Source organism: Lentzea sp. NPDC058436, assembly GCF_042721515.1.
In the GTDB taxonomy this organism is placed as follows: domain Bacteria; phylum Actinomycetota; class Actinomycetes; order Mycobacteriales; family Pseudonocardiaceae; genus Lentzea.
This window is the reverse complement of sequence record NZ_JBHXLF010000020.1, coordinates 1-17321: the sequence shown is the minus strand read 5'-3', so window position 1 is coordinate 17321 and position 17321 is coordinate 1. Positions and strand designations below refer to the sequence as shown.

Below are 17321 nucleotides of genomic sequence, written 5' to 3'. Positions count from 1 at the left end.
TCTTAGCCGCGACGGAACCGCTCTGCCAAGGTGTTGATCGTTTCCGTGAGCTCGGTCCCGATCCGAGTCACGATCGCGCCTGCCGGTTCCGCCGTGGCGATCGGGTACGTGGTGCCCGCCCAGAGCGACATGACCTCGACCTCGCCGGACGCGCGCACCGGCTTCGTGAGGTGGTGCACGTTCGGGTAGGCGGCGGGCGCGTGCGGGCCCTGCTCGATCAGGAACCTGTTCACCAGGCCGCGAGCGGGCCGTCCGCTGAACGCCCGCGTCAGCGCCGTGCGCCGGGCTCCTTCGGCGAGCGCTTCCCGTTGCGCCGCATTGGTTCCCGCCTCCGGGCAACCGAGGAACGCGGTGCCGAGCTGCGCCGCGACGGCCCCCGCCGCCAGCACCGCGGCGACGTCGGCGCCGGTCACGAGGCCACCGGTCGCGATCACCGGCAGGCTGACGGCGTTCTTCACGAGCCGGATCGCCGCGAGGGTGCCGTAGAGCTCACCGCCGCCGGGCGAGATGCCGTCGTCGGCGAACGTGCCGCGGTGGCCGCCCGCGTCCGACCCCTGCACGCACACGACGTCCGCGCCAATCTGCTGCGCCTGACGCGCCTCGCTCGGAGTGGTGACCGTCACGACGATCGTCGAGCCGGCCGCCTTGAGCCGCTGGACGTCGTCCACGTCGGGCAGGCCGAAGGTGAACGACACCACGGGCACCCGCAGCGCCAGCACGAGCTCGAGCTTCGCCGCGTAGTTGTCGTCGTCCCAGCGCGGGTCGCCGGGAGCGGTACCGACCTTCTCGGCGTAGGACGCGACCCGCAGCACGTAGGACGAGATGTCCGCTGTCGACCGCGTACCGGGCACGAACAGGTTGACCCCGAACGGCTTGCTGGTCAGCTCGCTCGTGCGCACGATCTTCTCGGCGAGCTGCTCGACGGTGACGTAGCCCGCTGCCAGGAACCCGAACCCGCCTGCCTCGTTCACCGCGGCGACCAGTTCGGGGGTGGAGGGGCCACCTGCCATGGGCGCGGCGATCACGGGCACGGCCAGCGTGTGGAACATGAGCACAACCTAGTGCGATCGGACGTGGAATGCCTGGTGGAAGCCTGTGTGTTTGCCGACTCAAGAACCGCGACGGCGCCACGTCCACTGTGGACGTGGCGCCGGCCGTTCCATCATCTAGGGCAGGGAGTCCAGATGAGGGGCGACTGTGTTCGCGAACTGCCAGTTGTTCGAGGCGTCCCAGTTGATCGACCACGTCATGGCGCCGCGGATGGACGGCCAGGTCGTGCTCGGCTTGAACGTCCCGCAGTTGGTGCCGCGGGCGAGGCAGCTGAGCGCGTTGTTGACGTTGGACGGCGACTGGTAACCGCCACCGGCACCGGACGGCGACGCGGGCAGGCCGAGGCCCACCTGGTCGGCGCGCAGGCCGGACTGCAACTGGATGCACGCGAGCGCGGTCAGGAAGTTGACCGTGCCCTGGCCGTAGACCTGCTGGTCGCAGCCGAGCATCGTGCCGGAGTTGTAGTACTGCATGTTGACGATCGTCAGGATGTCCTTGGTGGCCAGCGCCAGCTTGAAGTACTCGGCGTTGACGTTCTGCATGTCGATCGTCTGCGGCGCCATCGTGATGACCTTGCCGCCACCGGCGTGGATGTCGCGCAGCGCCTGGCCCATGTACTGGGCGTTGACGCCGTTCTCCAGGTCGATGTCGACGCCGTCGAAGCCGTACGACGAGATCAGGCTCTTGACGCTGTTGGAGAAGTTCGTGGCCGCGGTGCCGTTGCCGACGCTGATCGTGCCCTTCTCACCGCCGACGGAGATGATCACCTTCTGGCCGCGGATCTGCACGGTCCTGATGTCCGCGCGGAACTGCGCGTCGGTGTAGCCGCCGAGCTGGCTGCTCAGGCCGGGGTCGAGGTTGAACGCGACCTGGCCCTGCACCGCCGTGGCGTCGGCGAACGACACCGCGATGATGTCGTAGGTGGTGGGGACGTCGGCGAGCTTCAGAGCGCGCGCACCGTTGTAGAAGTTCTGCCAGTAGCCCGTCAGGACGTGCTTGGGCAGACCGGTGTTCGGCGGGTTGCCGGTCGTTGTGGTGGTAGTCGTGGTCGTAGTGGTGGTGGTCGACGTCGTGGTGCTCGTGGTCGTCGGCGGCGTGCCGGGACCGTCGAGGTTCACGTCGTCGGCGTAGTAGGCGGGCTGGCCGTACCAGCCGTGCAGGTAGATCGTGACGCTGCTGGCGCCGCCGGAGTTGAAGTCGAGGCTGAGCTGGCTGAAGCCGCTCGTACCGGGCGTCCAGGTGTTCTTCTCCACGCCACCGGTGACGCCGAGGTAGACGTAGCTGCCCTGCACCCACGCGGACAGCTTGTAGGCCGTGTTCGGTTGCACCGAAACGGTTTGCTGGCACCGCGCGTTGCTCTGGCCGACGGGGGCGCCCTGCAACGCGTACGTGCCGGTGCGCTTGGTGCTGTTGGTGACGCTCGTGCCCTCGGTGCAGGTCCAGCCGCTGAGGTTGCCGGCCTCGAAGCCGCTGTTGGCGGCGAGGTTCGCGGCGGCGGCACTGCCGTTGATCACCAACACCAGACCGGCGCAGGCGAACAGCGCGGACAGCAGCGCTATCGCTGCCCGTCTGGTTTTGGACATGGTCCACCTCCACACACTCATGCGGCGACCATGTTGTGAGTGGACTAAAAATGGACTAGACCACTGCGGTTGGTCAAGCCCTGGTTTAGCTTGATGCCCGTGTTCACCCTCGAAGACGCCATCGCGATCGCCACTTCCGCGCACGAAGGGCAGGTCGACAAGTCGGGCCGGCCGTACATCGGACACCCGTTGCGGGTCATGGGATCCGTGACCGGAGAGCACGAGAAGATGGCCGCCGTGCTGCACGACGTCATCGAGGACACCCCGGTGACGGCTTCGGACCTGCTGGCGCGCGGCTGCCCCGCCGTCGTCGTCGAGGCGGTGGTGGCGCTGTCACACCTCCCTGACGAACCGCAGGAGGACTACCTGCGGCGCGTGGCGGCGAACCCGTTGGCACTCTCCGTGAAGCACGCGGACATCGGCGACAACACCTCGCCCGCCCGCATGGCCCAGTTGGACGACGCCACGCGCGAGCGTTTGCAGGCCAAGTACGCCCGCGCGCTCGGGTTGCTCGCCTCCTACGTGAGGTAGCTCGCCTTCTTCATCGGTACAGGTCGCTTGAACAGGGTGTATTATCGAAACGTAACCAAGATTGGAAGGACACGATGACCCGCCACGACCTGTCCGTGAAGTCCCTGCGTTCGAGCCTGGCCACGCGCCGCGCGGCTCGTGTGAAGCGTCAGAGCCTGGAACGGCAGTTGGCCAGCTACACCACGGAGAGCGACCGACTGGAACTGGACGCCATCCTCTCGCGCCACACCGCGGAGGAGACCGGCGAGCTCCGTTCGATCATCAACCGCCAGGCCATGGACCGCCTCCTGCGGACCGCCTGACGAACATCACCAAGGCCACCCCGGCAACGCCGCCGAGGGTGGCCTTCGCGTTTCTAGAACAACCTCTTGAGCGTCAGGACGTTGTCCTTGCGCATCTCCTGCTGCCCCTCGGGTCCCATGAGCGGCCGCTCCACCACCTCGTCGGTGATGACGATCCAGTTGTCCTTGAGCTGCAGGTGGTCGAGCACGTCCTTGGTCGTCGGGAAGTAGTAGTCCTGGTGCTCAGACCACGACGGCGCCCCGGCGTGCCCGCCGACGACGAGGTGTCCACCCGGCGCGACGGCCTGCGAGGCCTTCTTCAGGATGCTGTTGCGCTCCCCGTCCTCCTCGACCGGCGAGTGCAGGAACTGGGCGCTCACCAGGTCGTACAGGCCGTCGGGGAACGTGACCTTGAGATCGTGCCGCTCCACCGAGATCTCGACGCCGGCGTCGTACGCGTGCTTGAGCGCGCGGTCCAGCGCGACCTGCGACACGTCCACGCCCAGCACCCGCCAGCCCCGCTTGGCGAGCCACACGGCGTCGCCACCCTCCGCGCACCCGATGTCGAGCGCGCTGCCGGGCGTGAGCCGCTCGACCTCGCGCACCAGCAACGGGTTCGGGTTGCCGGACCAGACCTGGTCCCGCTCCGAGTAGAAGGTCTCCCAGAACTCCTGCGCTGTCGTCATGGTTCTCACGATGCGCCCGCTCGTGCCGGATCGGCAAACTACGTTGCCGTTCCAGCAACGCCAGGTCCGGGCAGCAGATCGACGTCCCCCGCCCGCATCGGCTCACCGCAGTGGTCGCACCGCAGTTCGACGTCCGAGATCTCCCCGCACGCGTGGTGCCGGTAGAGCACGGGCGGCCCCGCCTCCCCCGCGAGCCACCGGTCGCCCCACCCCTTCATGACCATCAGCAGGTCGATCAGCTCGACACCCCTGACCGTCAGCACGTACTCGTAGCGCGGCCTCTGGTCGTACGGCCGGCGTTCCAGAACTCCTTGCTCCACCAGGTGGTTGAGCCGTTCGGTCAACACCTTGCGCGAGATCCCGAGGTCGGCCTGGAGCTGCTCGAACCGGTTCATCCCGACCCACACGTCCCGCAGGATCAGCGGCGTCCAGGGCTCTCCGACGACGTCGAGCGTGCGCGCGATCGAACACGCCATCCCGCTGAAGCTGGTCCGCTGCATGACCCGACTCTACCAACTCGGGGTTCCCTAAAGGAACTAACACCTGCTACGGTCACAGCGTCTCCTAAAGGAACTCAGAGAGGACGAGCGATGAGCAAGGTGATCAGCGCCCACGCGGTGTCGGTCGACGGCTACATCACGGGACGCGACTCCCGCCCAGGTCACGGCCTCGGCGATGGCGGCGTGCTGTTCGACTGGTACTTCAACGGCACCGTCCCCAGCACGGTGTTCGACGGCTTCAAGCTGAGCGAGGCCAGCGCACCCCTCTTCGACTCCCTCGCGGCACGGGTGGGCGCGATCGTCGCCGGCCGCAAGACCTACGAGGACTCCGAACGGTTCGGCGGCGGCAGCCCGGTCCCGAACGCACGAGCCGTGGTCCTGAGCCACACGCAGATCCCGACGCTCACCGAGAACCAGACCCCGGCCACGTCGATCGAGTCCGCCATCACCGCGGCCCGAGAACTGGCCGACGGCCGCGACGTCGGCCTCATGGGCGGAGGCGTCCTGGCCTCGGCACTCCAGGCCGGGCTCGTCGACGAGATCGTGCTGCACCAGGTGCCCGTGCTGCTCGGCGCCGGCCGCCCGTTCTTCCAGGAGCTGCCGGACCACGTACGCCTCGACCTGGTCGAGGCCGTCCCGGCCCCCGGCGTGACCCACCTCCGTTACGAGGTGCGGCGATGAACCCCGAACTGCGCGAGGTGCTCGACGGCACCCCGATCGCCCACCTGGCAACGGTTCTGCCCGACGGCGCACCGCACTCGGTGCCGCTGTGGATCGGCACGCACGGCGACCACATCGCGATCCTCACCGGCCCGGCGTCGCAGAAGGCCCGCAACCTGCGCCGCGACCCGCGGGTGGCGATCTCCCTGACGCCGCCGGACAACCCGTTCCACCCGGTGGTCCTGCGCGGCCGCGTCGTCGAGTGGCTCGACGGCGACGCGGCGTGGGAGATCATCGACTCGATCGCCCAGAAGTACATCGGCGTGCCCTACGAACGCGACCAGGAACGCGTCGTCGCGTTGATCGAGCCGCTGAAGCAGCAGGTCGGGATGTAGCCCCCAGGTCTAGGCGTGGCTGTTGGGCACGTGCTTGTGAGGTCCGAAGTAACCGATGTGGACCTTGCCGCGCTCCCGTGACGACACGAAGTAGATGCGTGGCGAGAGCTGCCCGCCGCCCTGCGCCACCTTGATGTGCGCCTGCATGAACACCTTGCCGGACGGATCGTGCTCGACGTCCACGGGGAAGATCCGCTTGGCGACGAACTTCTTGTTCCTCAACAACGTCTCGCTCTCCGCCATCGAGAGCTTCTTCGACGTCGCCGTCCACGCGTGCGGATGTCCCGACTTCTCGCACCACGTCCAGAACGACCCCGGATCCTCAGGCCCGCTCAGCGCCTCACCGTAGGCGTGCAGGGCTCGGAACGCTCGCCACGACGTCTGTCCCCAGGCGCGCGCGTTCACGGCGTTGTCGAGATCCTTGAGATCAACGCAGGCGGCTTCCGGAAAGCTCAGGTGGTCCGCGAGCAGGTCCCGTGCCAGCCAGGCCGCGGTGCTCGGTGAGTCGGCGAGATCGGAGTGGTCGTCGGAATCCAGGTCCCCGATTTCCAGTTCGTCCGCGGAGGCGCCGTTGTTCATCAACGCCATCCGCTTCCAGGCGACGCCCAACTCCCGGCGCAGCCGGTTGTTCTCCTCCTCCAGCGTCTGCTGCTCCTCGATCGCGTCGCGGTACAGCTGGTCGAGGTCGGCCAGCCGGAAGGCCAGGTTCTCGCTCTCGGCGATGGCCAGGCCGAGCATCTCCCGATCCTCGGCCGACCCTCCCGACCTGGCCGCCTCCAGGAGAGCGGCGGCGTGCTCGTAGGTGCCGGCAGGTCGCCGCGTACCCGCGCGCAACGCGATCGCACGACTGATCTGCGCACCCGCGCTCTGATAGCGCAGATACCGCGCCGCCACCGTGTACCGGTGCTTCCAGCTGTCACCCAGCGCGGGGTCCGCACCGGGTTGGTAGACGCGGAACGCACCGTCCCGGACGACGTAGTCCTCGCCGAGGATCTCCTTGAACGCGACCGCCGAGACGTCGTCGAGAAGGCAGACCTGCGCCAGGCCGGCGTTGATCGAGACCGCCCGCTCCACCGACTTCGCGTAAGCGTCCGCGACCGAGAAGGCGGGAGGTGCCCACTGCAGTTCGAAGTCCGCGGGCAGCGGAGCGAAGACCACCACCGGTAGGTCCCTGTCCAGAGCCGTGACGATCTCGGCCAGTTCCTCCGCACCGGACTCGCCCCGGTAGGTGATCGGCGCGCCGGACAGGGGCACACAACGGCGCCGCGCGGTCCTGCTCCCGGACAGCAACGTCCGCACGAACCTGGGCGCGGCGACCGTCACGTGGTCGAGCGAGTCGTGGGCAACCGCGTCGACGTCGACCCAGATCCAGTCACCGGGCCCGCCCAGCTCCTCGGCGAGAGCGGGACCGGACCAGTGACGGACCGTCGTCGTCCACCTGGTGCCGTCGTCGTAGGTCTCCACGAGCGAGAACCGGAAGGCCGAGACGACAGGCCCGTCCGCGTCCTCCCCGTTCTCCACCCTGACGCGGAACGCACCGTCCGCGCTGTCTGCGGCGGCGAGCCCCAGCTCGCCCCTGGTCTTGAAGTCCACCCATTCCGCCAGCGCACTGGTCAGGCGGTCGGACACGCCCTCGTCGGCGTCGCTCCACATCCCCCGATAGACGATCGCCACGATCTCCACCTCGACTCTCACCCGCAACAACTCTGCGAGTGGGTAATCGAGTTCACGCTCCGCAACGCATCACGTGTTATCGAAACGTTCGGCACGGAACTACCGGGAGGACACGGGTGGCTCAGCCGAGCAGCGGGATGTCCAGCCGCCCGTAGTGGAACTCGCGCACGGCGATCACGAGCTCGTCCACCGTCAACGAACCATCACCGTCGAGGTCGATCCGGTCGAACGCCGCGTCGGAGTCGGCGTCGCTCAACCCGACTGCCGACCCGAGCCACCGCCGCAGCTCCACCCTGCTCACCAACCCGTCGCGGTCGGTGTCGCACAGGTCGGCGATCGCGGCGATGGCGGGCCGCAGCAACGAGTCGAACCCTTCGTCACCGCGGCCGAACATCAGGTCCTTGTTCGCCGCCAGGTACTGCTGCTGGTTCATCGCGCCGCTGGGCCCGACGCCGGCGGCCTCGGCCTGACGCCGGTGGAGCTCGATCAACGCCTCCATGACCGCGCGACCACGCCCGCTGTTCAGGCTCTCGCCGAACGCCGCGACGATCCGCCGAGCCTCGGCCTCGTAGTCGCTGCGGTCGATCATGCCGTCACTGTTGGCGTCCCACTTCTGGAAGCGGCGCACGTCGTTCTCATGGCTCACAACTGAGGTCATGGCCATCGACGTTAGGCAACGGCCAGGGACGCCAACAGTCGCTCGAACAGCTGAAAAACCTACTTCTTGCCCTTCGGCTCATCGGTGGACAGCGCGGCGACGAAGGCCTCCTGCGGCACCTCGACCCTGCCGACCATCTTCATGCGCTTCTTGCCTTCCTTCTGCTTCTCGAGCAGCTTGCGCTTGCGGGTGATGTCACCGCCGTAGCACTTGGCCAGCACGTCCTTGCGGATGGCGCGGATCGTCTCGCGGGCGATCACGCGGGCACCGATCGCGGCCTGGATCGGCACCTCGAACTGCTGCCTGGGGATGAGCTCACGCAGACGGGTCGCCATGCGCGTGCCGTACGCGTAGGCGTAGTCCTTGTGCACGATCGCGCTGAACGCGTCGACCGTCTCACCCTGCAGCAGGATGTCGACCTTGACGAGCTCCGCGTCCTGCTCGCCGGACTCTTCGTAGTCCAGCGACGCGTAACCGCGGGTGCGCGACTTCAGCGAGTCGAAGAAGTCGAAGATGATCTCACCGAGCGGCATCGTGTAACGCAGCTCGACGCGGTCCTCGGACAGGTAGTCCATGCCGCCGAGCTGGCCGCGCTTGCCCTGGCAGAGCTCCATGATCGCGCCGATGTAGTCCGACGGCGCGATGATCGTGCACTTGGTGACGGGCTCGTAGACCTCGGCGCGCTTGCCCTCCGGCCAGTCGGACGGGTTCGTCACGACGTGCTCGGTGCCGTCCTCCATCACGACGCGGTACACGACGTTCGGGGCCGTCGAGATGAGGTCGAGGCCGTACTCGCGCTCCAGGCGGTCGCGCGTGATCTCCAGGTGCAGCAGGCCGAGGAAGCCGCAGCGGAACCCGAAGCCCAGCGCCGCCGACGTCTCCGGCTCGTACGTCAGCGCGGCGTCGTTGAGCTGCAGCTTGTCGAGCGCCTCGCGCAGCTCCGGGTAGTCCGAGCCGTCGACCGGGTACAGGCCCGAGTAGACCATCGGACGCGGCTCGCGGTAGCCGGCCAGCGGCTCCGTGGCGCCCTTGCGCTCCGACGTGACCGTGTCGCCGACCTTGGACTGGCGCACGTCCTTCACGCCGGTGATCAGGTAACCCACCTCGCCGACACCGAGGCCCTGCGACGGCTTCGGCTCCGGCGAGACGATGCCGACTTCGAGGATCTCGTGCGTCGCGCCGGTCGACATCATCTTGATGCGCTCGCGCGGCGTGATCTTGCCGTCCACCACGCGGATGTACGTGACGACGCCGCGGTAGGTGTCGTAGACCGAGTCGAAGATCATCGCGCGGGCCGGGGCGTCGGCCGCACCGACGGGCGGCGGAACCTTCCGCACGACCTCGTCGAGCAGCGCCTCGACACCGAGACCCGTCTTCGCAGAGACCCGCAGCACCTCCTCCGGCTCGCAGCCGACGATGTGCGCGATCTCCTTCGAGTACTTGTCAGGGTCCGCGGCGGGCAGGTCGATCTTGTTCAGCACCGGGATGATGGTGAGGTCGTTCTCCATCGCCAGGTACAGGTTCGCGAGCGTCTGCGCCTCGATGCCCTGCGCGGCGTCCACCAGCAGCACGGCGCCCTCACAGGCCTCCAGCGCGCGGGACACCTCGTAGGTGAAGTCGACGTGGCCAGGCGTGTCGATCATGTGCAGGACGTGGTCCTGCCCTTCGAGCTGCCACGGCAGGCGCACGTTCTGCGCCTTGATGGTGATACCGCGCTCGCGCTCGATGTCCATCCGGTCGAGGTACTGAGCACGCATCGCCCGCGCGTCGACCACGCCGGTGAGCTGCAGCATGCGGTCGGCCAGCGTGGACTTGCCGTGGTCGATGTGCGCGATGATGCAGAAGTTCCGGATGAGCTCCGGCGGCGTGAAGGTCGTGTCGGCGAACGTGGTCAAGGCAGTCCTCAACAGGAAATCGGACGGGTGTCCCCTTATGGTCCCATAGTGGCCGGCGTGCTCTGCACCACTAGGGTGCGTCCGTGCAGATGAACGGTGAGGACCCCCGCCCGGCCAAGGGCGCGGTGCGTGAGATTTTCGACGCGGCCAAGGCCGCGAAGCTGGACTACTCGCCCACGATGGACGGCGACGCCGACCCCGGCGAGGTCGTCTGGGCATGGGTGCCGTTCGAGGAGGACGACTCCCGCGGCAAGGACCGCCCGCTGCTGGTCGTGGGCCACGCCAACGGCGACCTGGTCGCGCTGATGCTCTCCTCGAAGGAGCCCCGCGACGACTACCTGGAACTGGGCGCGGGCGCCTGGGACCGCGAGGGCAGGCCCTCGTACCTGCGCCTCGACCGCGTCTTCGCCCTCGACTCGGACGACGACATCCGCCGCGAGGGCGCCGTGCTGGCCCCCGCAGCCTTCGGTGAGGTCGTCGACGCCCTACGCGAACGTCACGGCTGGCGCTGAACGAACGCACGCCACGCGGGTGCGCTGAACCTCAGCGTGCCCGCGTCGGCGTTCTTCGAGTCACGAACCCGCACGTCGCGGCTGAACGCCACCTCAACGCACTCGCCTTCTTCTGTTGCGTCGCTGTAGCTGCTCTTACGCCAGACGCGGTCCTCGGCCATGGAAGTCCTCTCGCGGTGGGCTGACGTACTCCGCCAGCTTGCTCCGCGATTGTCCCGCATCCAGCGCGACCGCATCCAGGTGCTCGAAGAGGAGCCGGGTCCTCGCGATGGCCGCCGGATCCTGCACGAACACCTTCGCGAGGTCCGTCTCACCGAACGCGACCGGCAAGGACTTCTCGTACTCCCACAGCACGCATCCAGACGACGGAATCACGATGTGCGCCGGAACGATCCGGATGCGGTGCCCCTCGAACAGCAGGCGTGCGTACTGGTCCTCCATGATCCGCTCGTCGCCGACCTGCTGCCTCAGCGCCAGCTCGTGGATGTAGAACAGGCAGTCCGGCCCGTCGTGCCGCCGCAGGATCGCCTGGCGGTCCATGCGGATCTGCACAGCCTTGGGAATCCGCTCCTCCGCAACGAACCCGCCCAGCCGGTAGAACGCGTCGGCGTAGTCCTCCGTCTGCACCAACCCCGGCAGGGATCGTGCCGCGAAACTCGTGAGCTTCTCGGCCGTGGCCTCGGCGAAGGCAACCGTCCGCAGGTTCCCCGACACCTGCACGATGTACTCGTCGAACGCGTTCTTGTAGCGGAGGCGGAACTCTTCGAAGAAGTCGGCGTCCTTCCCGCACGCGGTCAGGAACTGGACGAGGTCGATCTCGCTCGCCCGTGCCTTCCCGCGCTCGATGTTGGACATCTTGCTCGGGTCCCAGCCCAGCCGGACGGCCATCGCCCGGCCACCCAGGTCGGTGCAGGACTCCCGCAGCCGACGCAGTTCGTCCCCTAGGTCCCGGCTGTACGCAGTGGATGTGATGACGCTCATAAGCCGAAGCTAGGGATTGAAGCCGCTCCAAAGAAGGGCCTCATTCGGGTGAAAACAATGGCACCTACGCAAGCCGTGTGATGTCCACGGTGACCTCAAGCGCCTCCGCCGCCCCACCCGAATAAATCCCCTTCAACGGCGCCACGTCCGCATAATCCCGTCCGAGCGCCACCCAGATGTGCCGGGGCCCGACCGGGATCGCGTTCGTGGGGTCGTACCCCCACCACCCGCCGGTCCACGCCTCGATCCACGCGTGCGACTCGCCGCGCACGGTCTCGCGCAGCGCGCCCTCCTTCTTGGTGTGGAGGTAGCCGGAGACGTACCGCGACGGGATTCCCATGCCGCGCAACAACACCAGCGTCAGGTGCGCGAAATCCTGGCAGACGCCCTTGCGTTCGTGCCACGCGTCCACGGCCGAGCTGTGCACGCCGGTCGAGCCCGGCTGGTAGATCAGCTGCTCCCACACCCACTGCGAGGCGGCCAGCACGGCCTCGGACGGCGTGTTGCCCTTCTTGAGCTCGCGCGCCTTCGCCATCAGCTCGCGGTGGCGCGGCGTGTAGCGCGTGGGTTCGAGGAACTCCGTGTAGCGGTCGATGATGTTCTCTTCTTTGAGGTCGGCCCACGTGCCCGTGGTCACCGGCTCGATCTCCGCGCTCGTCTCCACCACCGACGACGCGACGACCTGCAGTTCCTTGTGCGGCGCGTGGAGGTCGAACGACGTGACCTCCGTGCCCCAGTAGTCCGTGTACCGGTACGCACGGGTCGCAGGGGTGGTCTCGACGCGTGAGACGACCACGTTCTGTTTGCGGTCACCACGCGGTGTCAGCCGTGCCTCGTTGTACGACTGCACCACCGGTGCCTCGTACCGATAACCCGTCGTGTGCACGACACGCACTCGCCAGCTCATGGTCAGCCCACCTCGGTGTTCGTCCAGGCGACCCACGGCGCCGTGTGGAAGTACTGCAGCGACACGGCTTCACCGACGTCACGCACGGTCTTCTGCAGTGCGGCAAGGCGTTTCGGCAGGTCGGGCAACAGGTCGTGAGGCCGCAGGAACTCCAGTTCACTGCGTGCCTGGCCGAGCAACCGCAACGCCTCCGCGCGCGCACCGACGCGCACGGACGGTTGGTTCTCCAACTGCTCCAAGCACGACTCGGCTTGCCTCAGCGCGTGGAACACCGACCGCGGGAAGAGCCTGTCCAACAACAGGAACTGCACCACCCTCGACGCGTCCAACGCACCGCGGTACGTCCTCAGGTACGTGTCGTGTGCACCGGCCGAACGGAGAACCGTGACCCAACCGGGAGACGACGCCTTGTCCCCGACGTGGGCGAGCAACAGCCGCACGATCATGTCGACGCGCTCGACCGACCGTCCCAGCACGAGGTAGCGCCACCCGTCGTCCCGCGACATCGTGGAGTCCGCCAGGCCGGCGAACATCGCCGCCCGTTCCTCCACGAAGCTGAAGAACGCGTGAGGCCCCATCGCACGCGCGTAGGTCTGCCGTTCGGCGACGGCGTTCCACATCGCGTTGAGGCACTCCCACATCTCGGTCGACACGACCTCACGAGCACCACGCGTGTTCTCGCGCGCGCTGTTGACCGACGCGACGATGGAGGCGGGGTTGTCCTGGTTGTACGCCACCAGTTCCGTCAGCGACCACACGTCGAACTGGTCGGCCCCGTCCGGCGGTGTGATCCCCAGGACCGTGAGCAACCGCCGTGACGCGGCGTCCGGGTCGACGGTCGCGTCCTCCAGCAACTGGTGGACCGAGACGTCCAGGATGCGCGAGGTGTCGTCGGCCCGTTCGACGTATCGGCCGATCCAGTACAGCGACTCCGCGTTGCGTGCCAGCATTTCGCGCGCCTCCTTACTGCTGCTGTTGTTGCTGTTGCTGGGAACTGGTCAGCTCGGGCCCCTGCTCGGCGGCCGCGGCCTCCATCTCGGACGGTCCGGCGAGCCCTGGCTCGGCCAGTTCCCGTTCCTGCGTGGACGACTTCGCCGCCAGCACCCACGTGTCCTTGGACCCGCCGCCCTGCGAGGAGTTGACGACGAGACTGCCCTCCGGCAACGCGACGCGCGTCAGCCCGCCCGGCAGCACGAAGATGAAGTTGCCGTCGTTGACCGCGAACGGCCGCAGGTCCACGTGCCGCGGCACCAGCCTGTCGCCGACCTTCGTGGGCACCGTGCTCAACTGCACGACGGGCTGCGCGATCCACCCGCGCGGATTGCTCCTGATGCGTTTGCGCAACGAGTTCAGCTGCTTCGCGGTCGCGTCCGGCCCGAACACGATCCCGTACCCACCGGACCCCTCGACGGGCTTCACCACGAGCTCGTCGAGCCGGTCGAGCACGTGCGCCCGCTCGTCCTGCAGCCAGCACCGGAACGTGTCCACGTTGGGCAGCAACGGCTTCTCGCCGAGGTAGTACTGCACGATCTCCGGCAGGTACGTGTAGACGAGCTTGTCGTCCGCCACCCCGTTGCCGACAGCGTTGGCCACCACGACGTTGCCGGCCCGCGCCGCGTTCACCAGCCCGGCGATGCCCAGCACCGAGTCGGGCCGGAAGTGCACCGGATCGAGGAAGTCGTCGTCGATGCGCCGGTAGATGACGTCGACCTGCCGCTCACCCTCGGTGGTCCTCAGGTACACGAAGTTGTCGCGGCAGAACAGGTCCCGGCCCTCGACCAACTCCACACCCATCTGCCGCGCCAACAGCGAGTGCTCGAAGTAGGCGGAGTTCGCCAGCCCAGGCGTCAGCACGACAACGTTCGGATCGGCCGCGTTGGGCGCAGCAGCGTTCCTCAAAGCCCTGAGCAGATGCACCGCGTAGTCACCCACCGCGCGCACGCGATGCCGTGCGAACAGATCGGGGAACACGCGCGCCATCGTCCGCCGGTTCTCCATGACGTACGAGACACCCGACGGGCACCGCAGGTTGTCCTCAAGAACCCGGAACGTGCCCTGCTCGTCCCGCACCAGGTCCACACCCGACACGTGGATGCGCACCCCGTTGGGAGGAATGATCCCGCTCGCCTCACGGTGGAAGTGCTCGCACGACGTAATGAGACGCCGCGGCAACACTCCATCCCGAACGATCTGCGCGTCGCCGTAGATGTCCGCGAGGAACATCTCCAACGCCCGTACGCGCTGAACGATGCCTTTTTCGAGCTTCGACCACTCGCTCGCGGTGATGATCCGAGGGATCAGATCAAGCGGAAAAGGCCGCTCCTGCCCGCTCAGCGAGAACGTGATCCCTTGGTCGACAAAGGCCCGCCCCAACGCCTCACTGCGCGCGTTCAGGTCGTTGACCTGCGACGGAGCCACCGACTCGTACAGCGCGCGGTACGCGGACCGCACCCCGTTGTCCGTGGAGAACATCTCGTCGTAGGCGCCGGCATGAGGCCGTGCGGGATCCAGATAGCCGTTGAACAGCTCACCGAGCCTCGGCGCGGTGACTGTGCGGCTGCGGCGCAGTCCTGAGGTGCGGGCTCGGTGGTCCATGGTCCACATCTTCACCCCACCTGCGCCGATTTAGCACTAGTCCGACCGGACAAGAAACTTCCCGGAAACGAAACCCGGCCTTTGGTAGACCTTGCAGGCGTGACCTCAGCCGAGCCGCAGCGGATGGAACTCGAACGCACGATCGAGTTCGAACGACCGATCACCGGCTTCTCGATGGACTTCGATCCGGCGATCCGCGAGATCACTGTCCACTTCGAGAGGGGCCCCGCGGCGGTGGTCGACCTGGACACCGGCGATCGCGGGGCACTCACCCCTGAAGTCCTCGGAAGCACACCCCGCGGCCCGCGGCGTGCTCTCGCCGCCTCGGACGTCTCGATCGAGGCGGCGGGCAACGACATCGTCCTGTTCTGGAGTTCCGGCGAGGTTCGTCGGCTGACCGGGCACGGCACCGCTGTCGCCGCGCTGGACTGGTTCCCCGCCTCGGGTTCCCCGCTGCTGCTGTCGGGAAGCGAGGGCGGGTCGATCCGGTTGTGGAGCCCGCGCACCGGTGAGCTGGTCAGTCAGAGCCAGCCGTGCAGGGTCTCTGTCCTCCTCGTCTTCACCGGCCGGGACGGGCGGCCCCGCATCGCGTCGGGTGGCCGCACCGGGAAGCTGCGCGTGTGGAACCCGCGGCTGCCGTGGACGCCGCTGACCGGGCTGGTGTCGACCCACGGGTTCAGCGACCGCGTGGCGCAGCAGGACCTGCTCGACCGCGGCACGCTGGTGAACGCGCTCTCCGCCATGCTCCAGCCGAGAGACTCGGACGGACCTACCGTGATCACGGTCGAAGGCGCGTGGGGTTCGGGCAAGAGCACGCTGCTGGAACTCGTCAGGATCAGGCTGACCCCGCCTCCTCTCAAGGTGCGGAGAGGGTGGAGGCTCACCGTGTTCGGCGCGGACCGCCTGCTGTGGCATCCGCGTGCGCGCTCGAAGCCGAAGCCTCCGAACCTCTCGTGGACGAGGCCCGTGGTCGTGTCGTTCAACCCGTGGCGGCACCAGTCGAGCGAGCAGGTCTGGGCCGGCCTCGCGAGGGCGGTGACGGAGGCGGCCGAGTCGGTGATCATGCCGCACCAAAACTCCCGCGAGCGGTACTGGTTCACCCGCAACGCCTCGCGCGTCGACCGCCGGCACCTCCAGCGCCAGCTGAGGCGGCGCACGCTCTCGCCCTTCCTGTCGCTGGCCGCACTGGGGTTCGGGCTGTCGGTGCTGAACGCCCTGACCAACCTGAAGTTCGGCTGGGCGTGGTGGGTGACCGCCGGTCTGGCGTCCGCCGGAGTGCTGCACACGGCGTTGAGGTACCTGTTCGCCAGGGCGTCGGCGTTCCTGCCAGGCGAGCTGTTCGCCGGGCCGGTCGTCAGCAACGCGTTCGCCGGTGCCACAACGGATCCGTTGATCCGTGACCCTTACTACAACGCCCGCGCCGGCTACCTCTACCTCGTGCAGCACGACGTGGAGGCGTTGGTGAAGGACGTCGCGGCCGCCCAGCACGAGCTGGTCCTGTTGATCGACGACCTGGACCGCTGCACGCCCCGCACCACGGCTCAGGTGTTCGAGGCGATCAACGTGTTCCTGTCGGACGACTTCCCCGCCACGAAGTTCGTGCTGGGTCTCGACACGACGGTCGTGGCCGCGCACGTCGACAACGCCTACAAGGAGCTCGCCGACGCGAGGATCGTGACGCATCCGGACGATCCGAGTCCTGGGTGGACGTTCCTGCGCAAGCTCGTCCAGCTGCCGGTGCGGCTGCCGCGCACGACGGCGGACAGCGTCGACCAGGTGCTGCTGTCCCAGCTCGGGCCGGTACCTCAGGAGGAGGAAACCGCCCTACCTGAGGACATCGACGCACCGCCCTTGTTCTCCATGGCCGAGATAGCCACCCTGGGCAAGTTGGACAAGGCCGTCATCGCGATCGAGCGACACCCGGAGGTGCGCGAACACCTGCGACGCCGCCTCCGGGCCCAGCCCGAGCAGTCGGTGCGCGAGGAGAAGCGGCTGCTGAACGTGTGGCAGTTCTACCTGCGCATGCACGGCACAGTGGATGTGGAAGAAGCCGGCCACCTCGTCGCCGTCGCCGAGATCGCCACGCGCTGGCCGGCCTATCTGCACCGGACGCGAGGTGGCTGGCAGGACCTGGCGGACGCCGTGGACGACGACTTCCAGTGGGGCGCGACGATCGCGCGGCTCGGGTTCACCTATTCGGACAGCCGACCCGCGGCGAGCCTGCGTGAACTGCTGCGCGACTGCGATGCGCAAGCGGTAGCGGTGCTGGCGAACAGGTTGTTCTAGGCACGAAAAAAGCCCTGCGGGGAGCGCTCAAATGGCGCTCGACCCGCAGGGCAAATTAAGTTCGGCGGCGACCTACTCTCCCACACCGTAACCAGTGCAGTACCATCGGCGCAGAAGGGCTTAACTA

At 67.7% G+C, this 17321-nt stretch carries 18 protein-coding genes; 6 read left to right on the top strand and 12 right to left on the bottom strand.

Annotated features, from left to right (window positions below; genetic code table 11):
- Positions 1-2 precede the first annotated feature (2 nt).
- A complete protein-coding gene (locus ACFWN2_RS38165) occupies positions 3-1049 on the bottom strand; it encodes a nitronate monooxygenase (RefSeq protein WP_382435436.1) in 1047 nt (348 codons plus the stop codon).
- Between the two features lie 117 nt (positions 1050-1166).
- Positions 1167-2633: a chitinase gene (locus tag ACFWN2_RS38160; protein ID WP_382435435.1), complete on the bottom strand. Its 1467-nt coding sequence runs from the start codon at positions 2631-2633 to the stop codon at positions 1167-1169.
- Between the two features lie 99 nt (positions 2634-2732).
- Between ACFWN2_RS38160 and ACFWN2_RS38155 the strand changes: the two genes are divergently transcribed.
- Complete coding sequence (locus ACFWN2_RS38155) at positions 2733-3164, top strand: phosphohydrolase (protein WP_382435434.1); 432 nt, start codon at positions 2733-2735, stop codon at positions 3162-3164.
- 74 nt (positions 3165-3238) lie between these two features.
- Positions 3239-3466: a hypothetical protein gene (locus tag ACFWN2_RS38150; RefSeq protein ID WP_382435433.1), complete on the top strand. Its 228-nt coding sequence runs from the start codon at positions 3239-3241 to the stop codon at positions 3464-3466.
- Positions 3467-3519: 53 nt separating this feature from the next.
- Here the strand turns inward: ACFWN2_RS38150 and ACFWN2_RS38145 are convergent, their stop codons facing one another.
- Both ACFWN2_RS38145 and ACFWN2_RS38140 read right to left on the bottom strand, forming a co-directional pair.
- A complete protein-coding gene (locus ACFWN2_RS38145; protein ID WP_382435432.1) occupies positions 3520-4131 on the bottom strand; it encodes a class I SAM-dependent methyltransferase in 612 nt (203 codons plus the stop codon).
- 38 nt (positions 4132-4169) lie between these two features.
- Positions 4170-4631: a winged helix-turn-helix transcriptional regulator gene (locus ACFWN2_RS38140; protein WP_382435431.1), complete on the bottom strand. Its 462-nt coding sequence runs from the start codon at positions 4629-4631 to the stop codon at positions 4170-4172.
- A gap of 90 nt (positions 4632-4721) precedes the next feature.
- On the opposite strand from ACFWN2_RS38140, the gene ACFWN2_RS38135 reads away from it, so the two are divergent.
- Both ACFWN2_RS38135 and ACFWN2_RS38130 read left to right on the top strand, forming a co-directional pair.
- Positions 4722-5312, top strand: coding sequence for a dihydrofolate reductase family protein (locus ACFWN2_RS38135; protein ID WP_382435430.1), 591 nt, complete (start codon positions 4722-4724; stop codon positions 5310-5312).
- Positions 5309-5686, top strand: coding sequence for a PPOX class F420-dependent oxidoreductase (locus ACFWN2_RS38130; protein ID WP_382435429.1), 378 nt, complete (start codon positions 5309-5311; stop codon positions 5684-5686). Before ACFWN2_RS38135 ends, ACFWN2_RS38130 begins: the two co-directional genes overlap by 4 nt.
- A gap of 9 nt (positions 5687-5695) precedes the next feature.
- On the opposite strand, the gene ACFWN2_RS38125 is transcribed toward ACFWN2_RS38130, so the two are convergent.
- The 3 genes from ACFWN2_RS38125 to lepA form a co-directional block, all read right to left on the bottom strand.
- On the bottom strand, positions 5696-7381 hold the full coding sequence (locus ACFWN2_RS38125) for a hypothetical protein (protein WP_382435428.1): 1686 nt from the start codon (positions 7379-7381) through the stop codon (positions 5696-5698).
- A gap of 100 nt (positions 7382-7481) precedes the next feature.
- Positions 7482-8018 carry an EF-hand domain-containing protein gene (locus ACFWN2_RS38120; protein WP_382435427.1) on the bottom strand — a complete coding sequence of 179 codons (537 nt, stop codon included), beginning with the start codon at positions 8016-8018 and terminating at the stop codon, positions 7482-7484.
- 59 nt (positions 8019-8077) lie between these two features.
- The gene (gene lepA, locus ACFWN2_RS38115) at positions 8078-9913 is read right to left on the bottom strand and encodes a translation elongation factor 4 (RefSeq protein WP_382435426.1); all 1836 of its coding nucleotides are present in this window, start codon (positions 9911-9913) and stop codon (positions 8078-8080) included.
- 89 nt (positions 9914-10002) lie between these two features.
- Here lepA and ACFWN2_RS38110 point away from each other — a divergent pair, with 89 nt between their 5' ends.
- Complete coding sequence (locus ACFWN2_RS38110) at positions 10003-10425, top strand: type II toxin-antitoxin system PemK/MazF family toxin (RefSeq protein ID WP_382435552.1); 423 nt, start codon at positions 10003-10005, stop codon at positions 10423-10425.
- On the opposite strand, the gene ACFWN2_RS38105 is transcribed toward ACFWN2_RS38110, so the two are convergent.
- The 5 genes from ACFWN2_RS38105 to ACFWN2_RS38085 all read right to left on the bottom strand — a co-directional run bounded on the left by ACFWN2_RS38105 (position 10410) and on the right by ACFWN2_RS38085 (position 14908).
- The gene (locus ACFWN2_RS38105; RefSeq protein ID WP_382435425.1) at positions 10410-10586 is read right to left on the bottom strand and encodes a DUF397 domain-containing protein; all 177 of its coding nucleotides are present in this window, start codon (positions 10584-10586) and stop codon (positions 10410-10412) included. The two genes, ACFWN2_RS38110 and ACFWN2_RS38105, sit on opposite strands and share 16 nt — an antisense overlap.
- Positions 10561-11406 carry a helix-turn-helix domain-containing protein gene (locus ACFWN2_RS38100; RefSeq protein WP_382435424.1) on the bottom strand — a complete coding sequence of 282 codons (846 nt, stop codon included), beginning with the start codon at positions 11404-11406 and terminating at the stop codon, positions 10561-10563. The genes ACFWN2_RS38105 and ACFWN2_RS38100 overlap by 26 nt, the downstream gene beginning before the upstream one ends.
- 64 nt (positions 11407-11470) lie before the next feature.
- Positions 11471-12313: a transglutaminase domain-containing protein gene (locus tag ACFWN2_RS38095; protein WP_382435423.1), complete on the bottom strand. Its 843-nt coding sequence runs from the start codon at positions 12311-12313 to the stop codon at positions 11471-11473.
- Between the two features lie 2 nt (positions 12314-12315).
- Positions 12316-13263: an alpha-E domain-containing protein gene (locus ACFWN2_RS38090; RefSeq protein WP_382435422.1), complete on the bottom strand. Its 948-nt coding sequence runs from the start codon at positions 13261-13263 to the stop codon at positions 12316-12318.
- Positions 13264-13276: 13 nt separating this feature from the next.
- Positions 13277-14908: a circularly permuted type 2 ATP-grasp protein gene (locus tag ACFWN2_RS38085; RefSeq protein WP_382435421.1), complete on the bottom strand. Its 1632-nt coding sequence runs from the start codon at positions 14906-14908 to the stop codon at positions 13277-13279.
- Positions 14909-15007: 99 nt separating this feature from the next.
- Between ACFWN2_RS38085 and ACFWN2_RS38080 the strand changes: the two genes are divergently transcribed.
- Complete coding sequence (locus tag ACFWN2_RS38080) at positions 15008-17194, top strand: P-loop NTPase fold protein (RefSeq protein WP_382435420.1); 2187 nt, start codon at positions 15008-15010, stop codon at positions 17192-17194.
- Positions 17195-17321: the final 127 nt, after the last annotated feature.

Bases quoted from the DNA above. Each gene is read 5' to 3' on its own strand.
- ACFWN2_RS38165 (WP_382435436.1), bottom strand. From the start codon at position 1,049: ATGTTCCACACGCTGGCCGTGCCCGTGATCGCCGCGCCCATGGCAGGT.
- ACFWN2_RS38160 (WP_382435435.1), bottom strand. From the start codon at position 2,633: ATGTCCAAAACCAGACGGGCAGCGATAGCGCTGCTGTCCGCGCTGTTC.
- ACFWN2_RS38150 (WP_382435433.1), top strand. From the start codon at position 3,239: ATGACCCGCCACGACCTGTCCGTGAAGTCCCTGCGTTCGAGCCTGGCC.
- ACFWN2_RS38145 (WP_382435432.1), bottom strand. From the start codon at position 4,131: ATGACGACAGCGCAGGAGTTCTGGGAGACCTTCTACTCGGAGCGGGAC.
- ACFWN2_RS38140 (WP_382435431.1), bottom strand. From the start codon at position 4,631: ATGCAGCGGACCAGCTTCAGCGGGATGGCGTGTTCGATCGCGCGCACG.
- ACFWN2_RS38135 (WP_382435430.1), top strand. From the start codon at position 4,722: ATGAGCAAGGTGATCAGCGCCCACGCGGTGTCGGTCGACGGCTACATC.
- ACFWN2_RS38130 (WP_382435429.1), top strand. From the start codon at position 5,309: ATGAACCCCGAACTGCGCGAGGTGCTCGACGGCACCCCGATCGCCCAC.
- ACFWN2_RS38120 (WP_382435427.1), bottom strand. From the start codon at position 8,018: ATGACCTCAGTTGTGAGCCATGAGAACGACGTGCGCCGCTTCCAGAAG.
- ACFWN2_RS38110 (WP_382435552.1), top strand. From the start codon at position 10,003: ATGAACGGTGAGGACCCCCGCCCGGCCAAGGGCGCGGTGCGTGAGATT.
- ACFWN2_RS38105 (WP_382435425.1), bottom strand. From the start codon at position 10,586: ATGGCCGAGGACCGCGTCTGGCGTAAGAGCAGCTACAGCGACGCAACA.
- ACFWN2_RS38100 (WP_382435424.1), bottom strand. From the start codon at position 11,406: ATGAGCGTCATCACATCCACTGCGTACAGCCGGGACCTAGGGGACGAA.
- ACFWN2_RS38095 (WP_382435423.1), bottom strand. From the start codon at position 12,313: ATGAGCTGGCGAGTGCGTGTCGTGCACACGACGGGTTATCGGTACGAG.
- ACFWN2_RS38090 (WP_382435422.1), bottom strand. From the start codon at position 13,263: ATGCTGGCACGCAACGCGGAGTCGCTGTACTGGATCGGCCGATACGTC.
- ACFWN2_RS38085 (WP_382435421.1), bottom strand. From the start codon at position 14,908: ATGGACCACCGAGCCCGCACCTCAGGACTGCGCCGCAGCCGCACAGTC.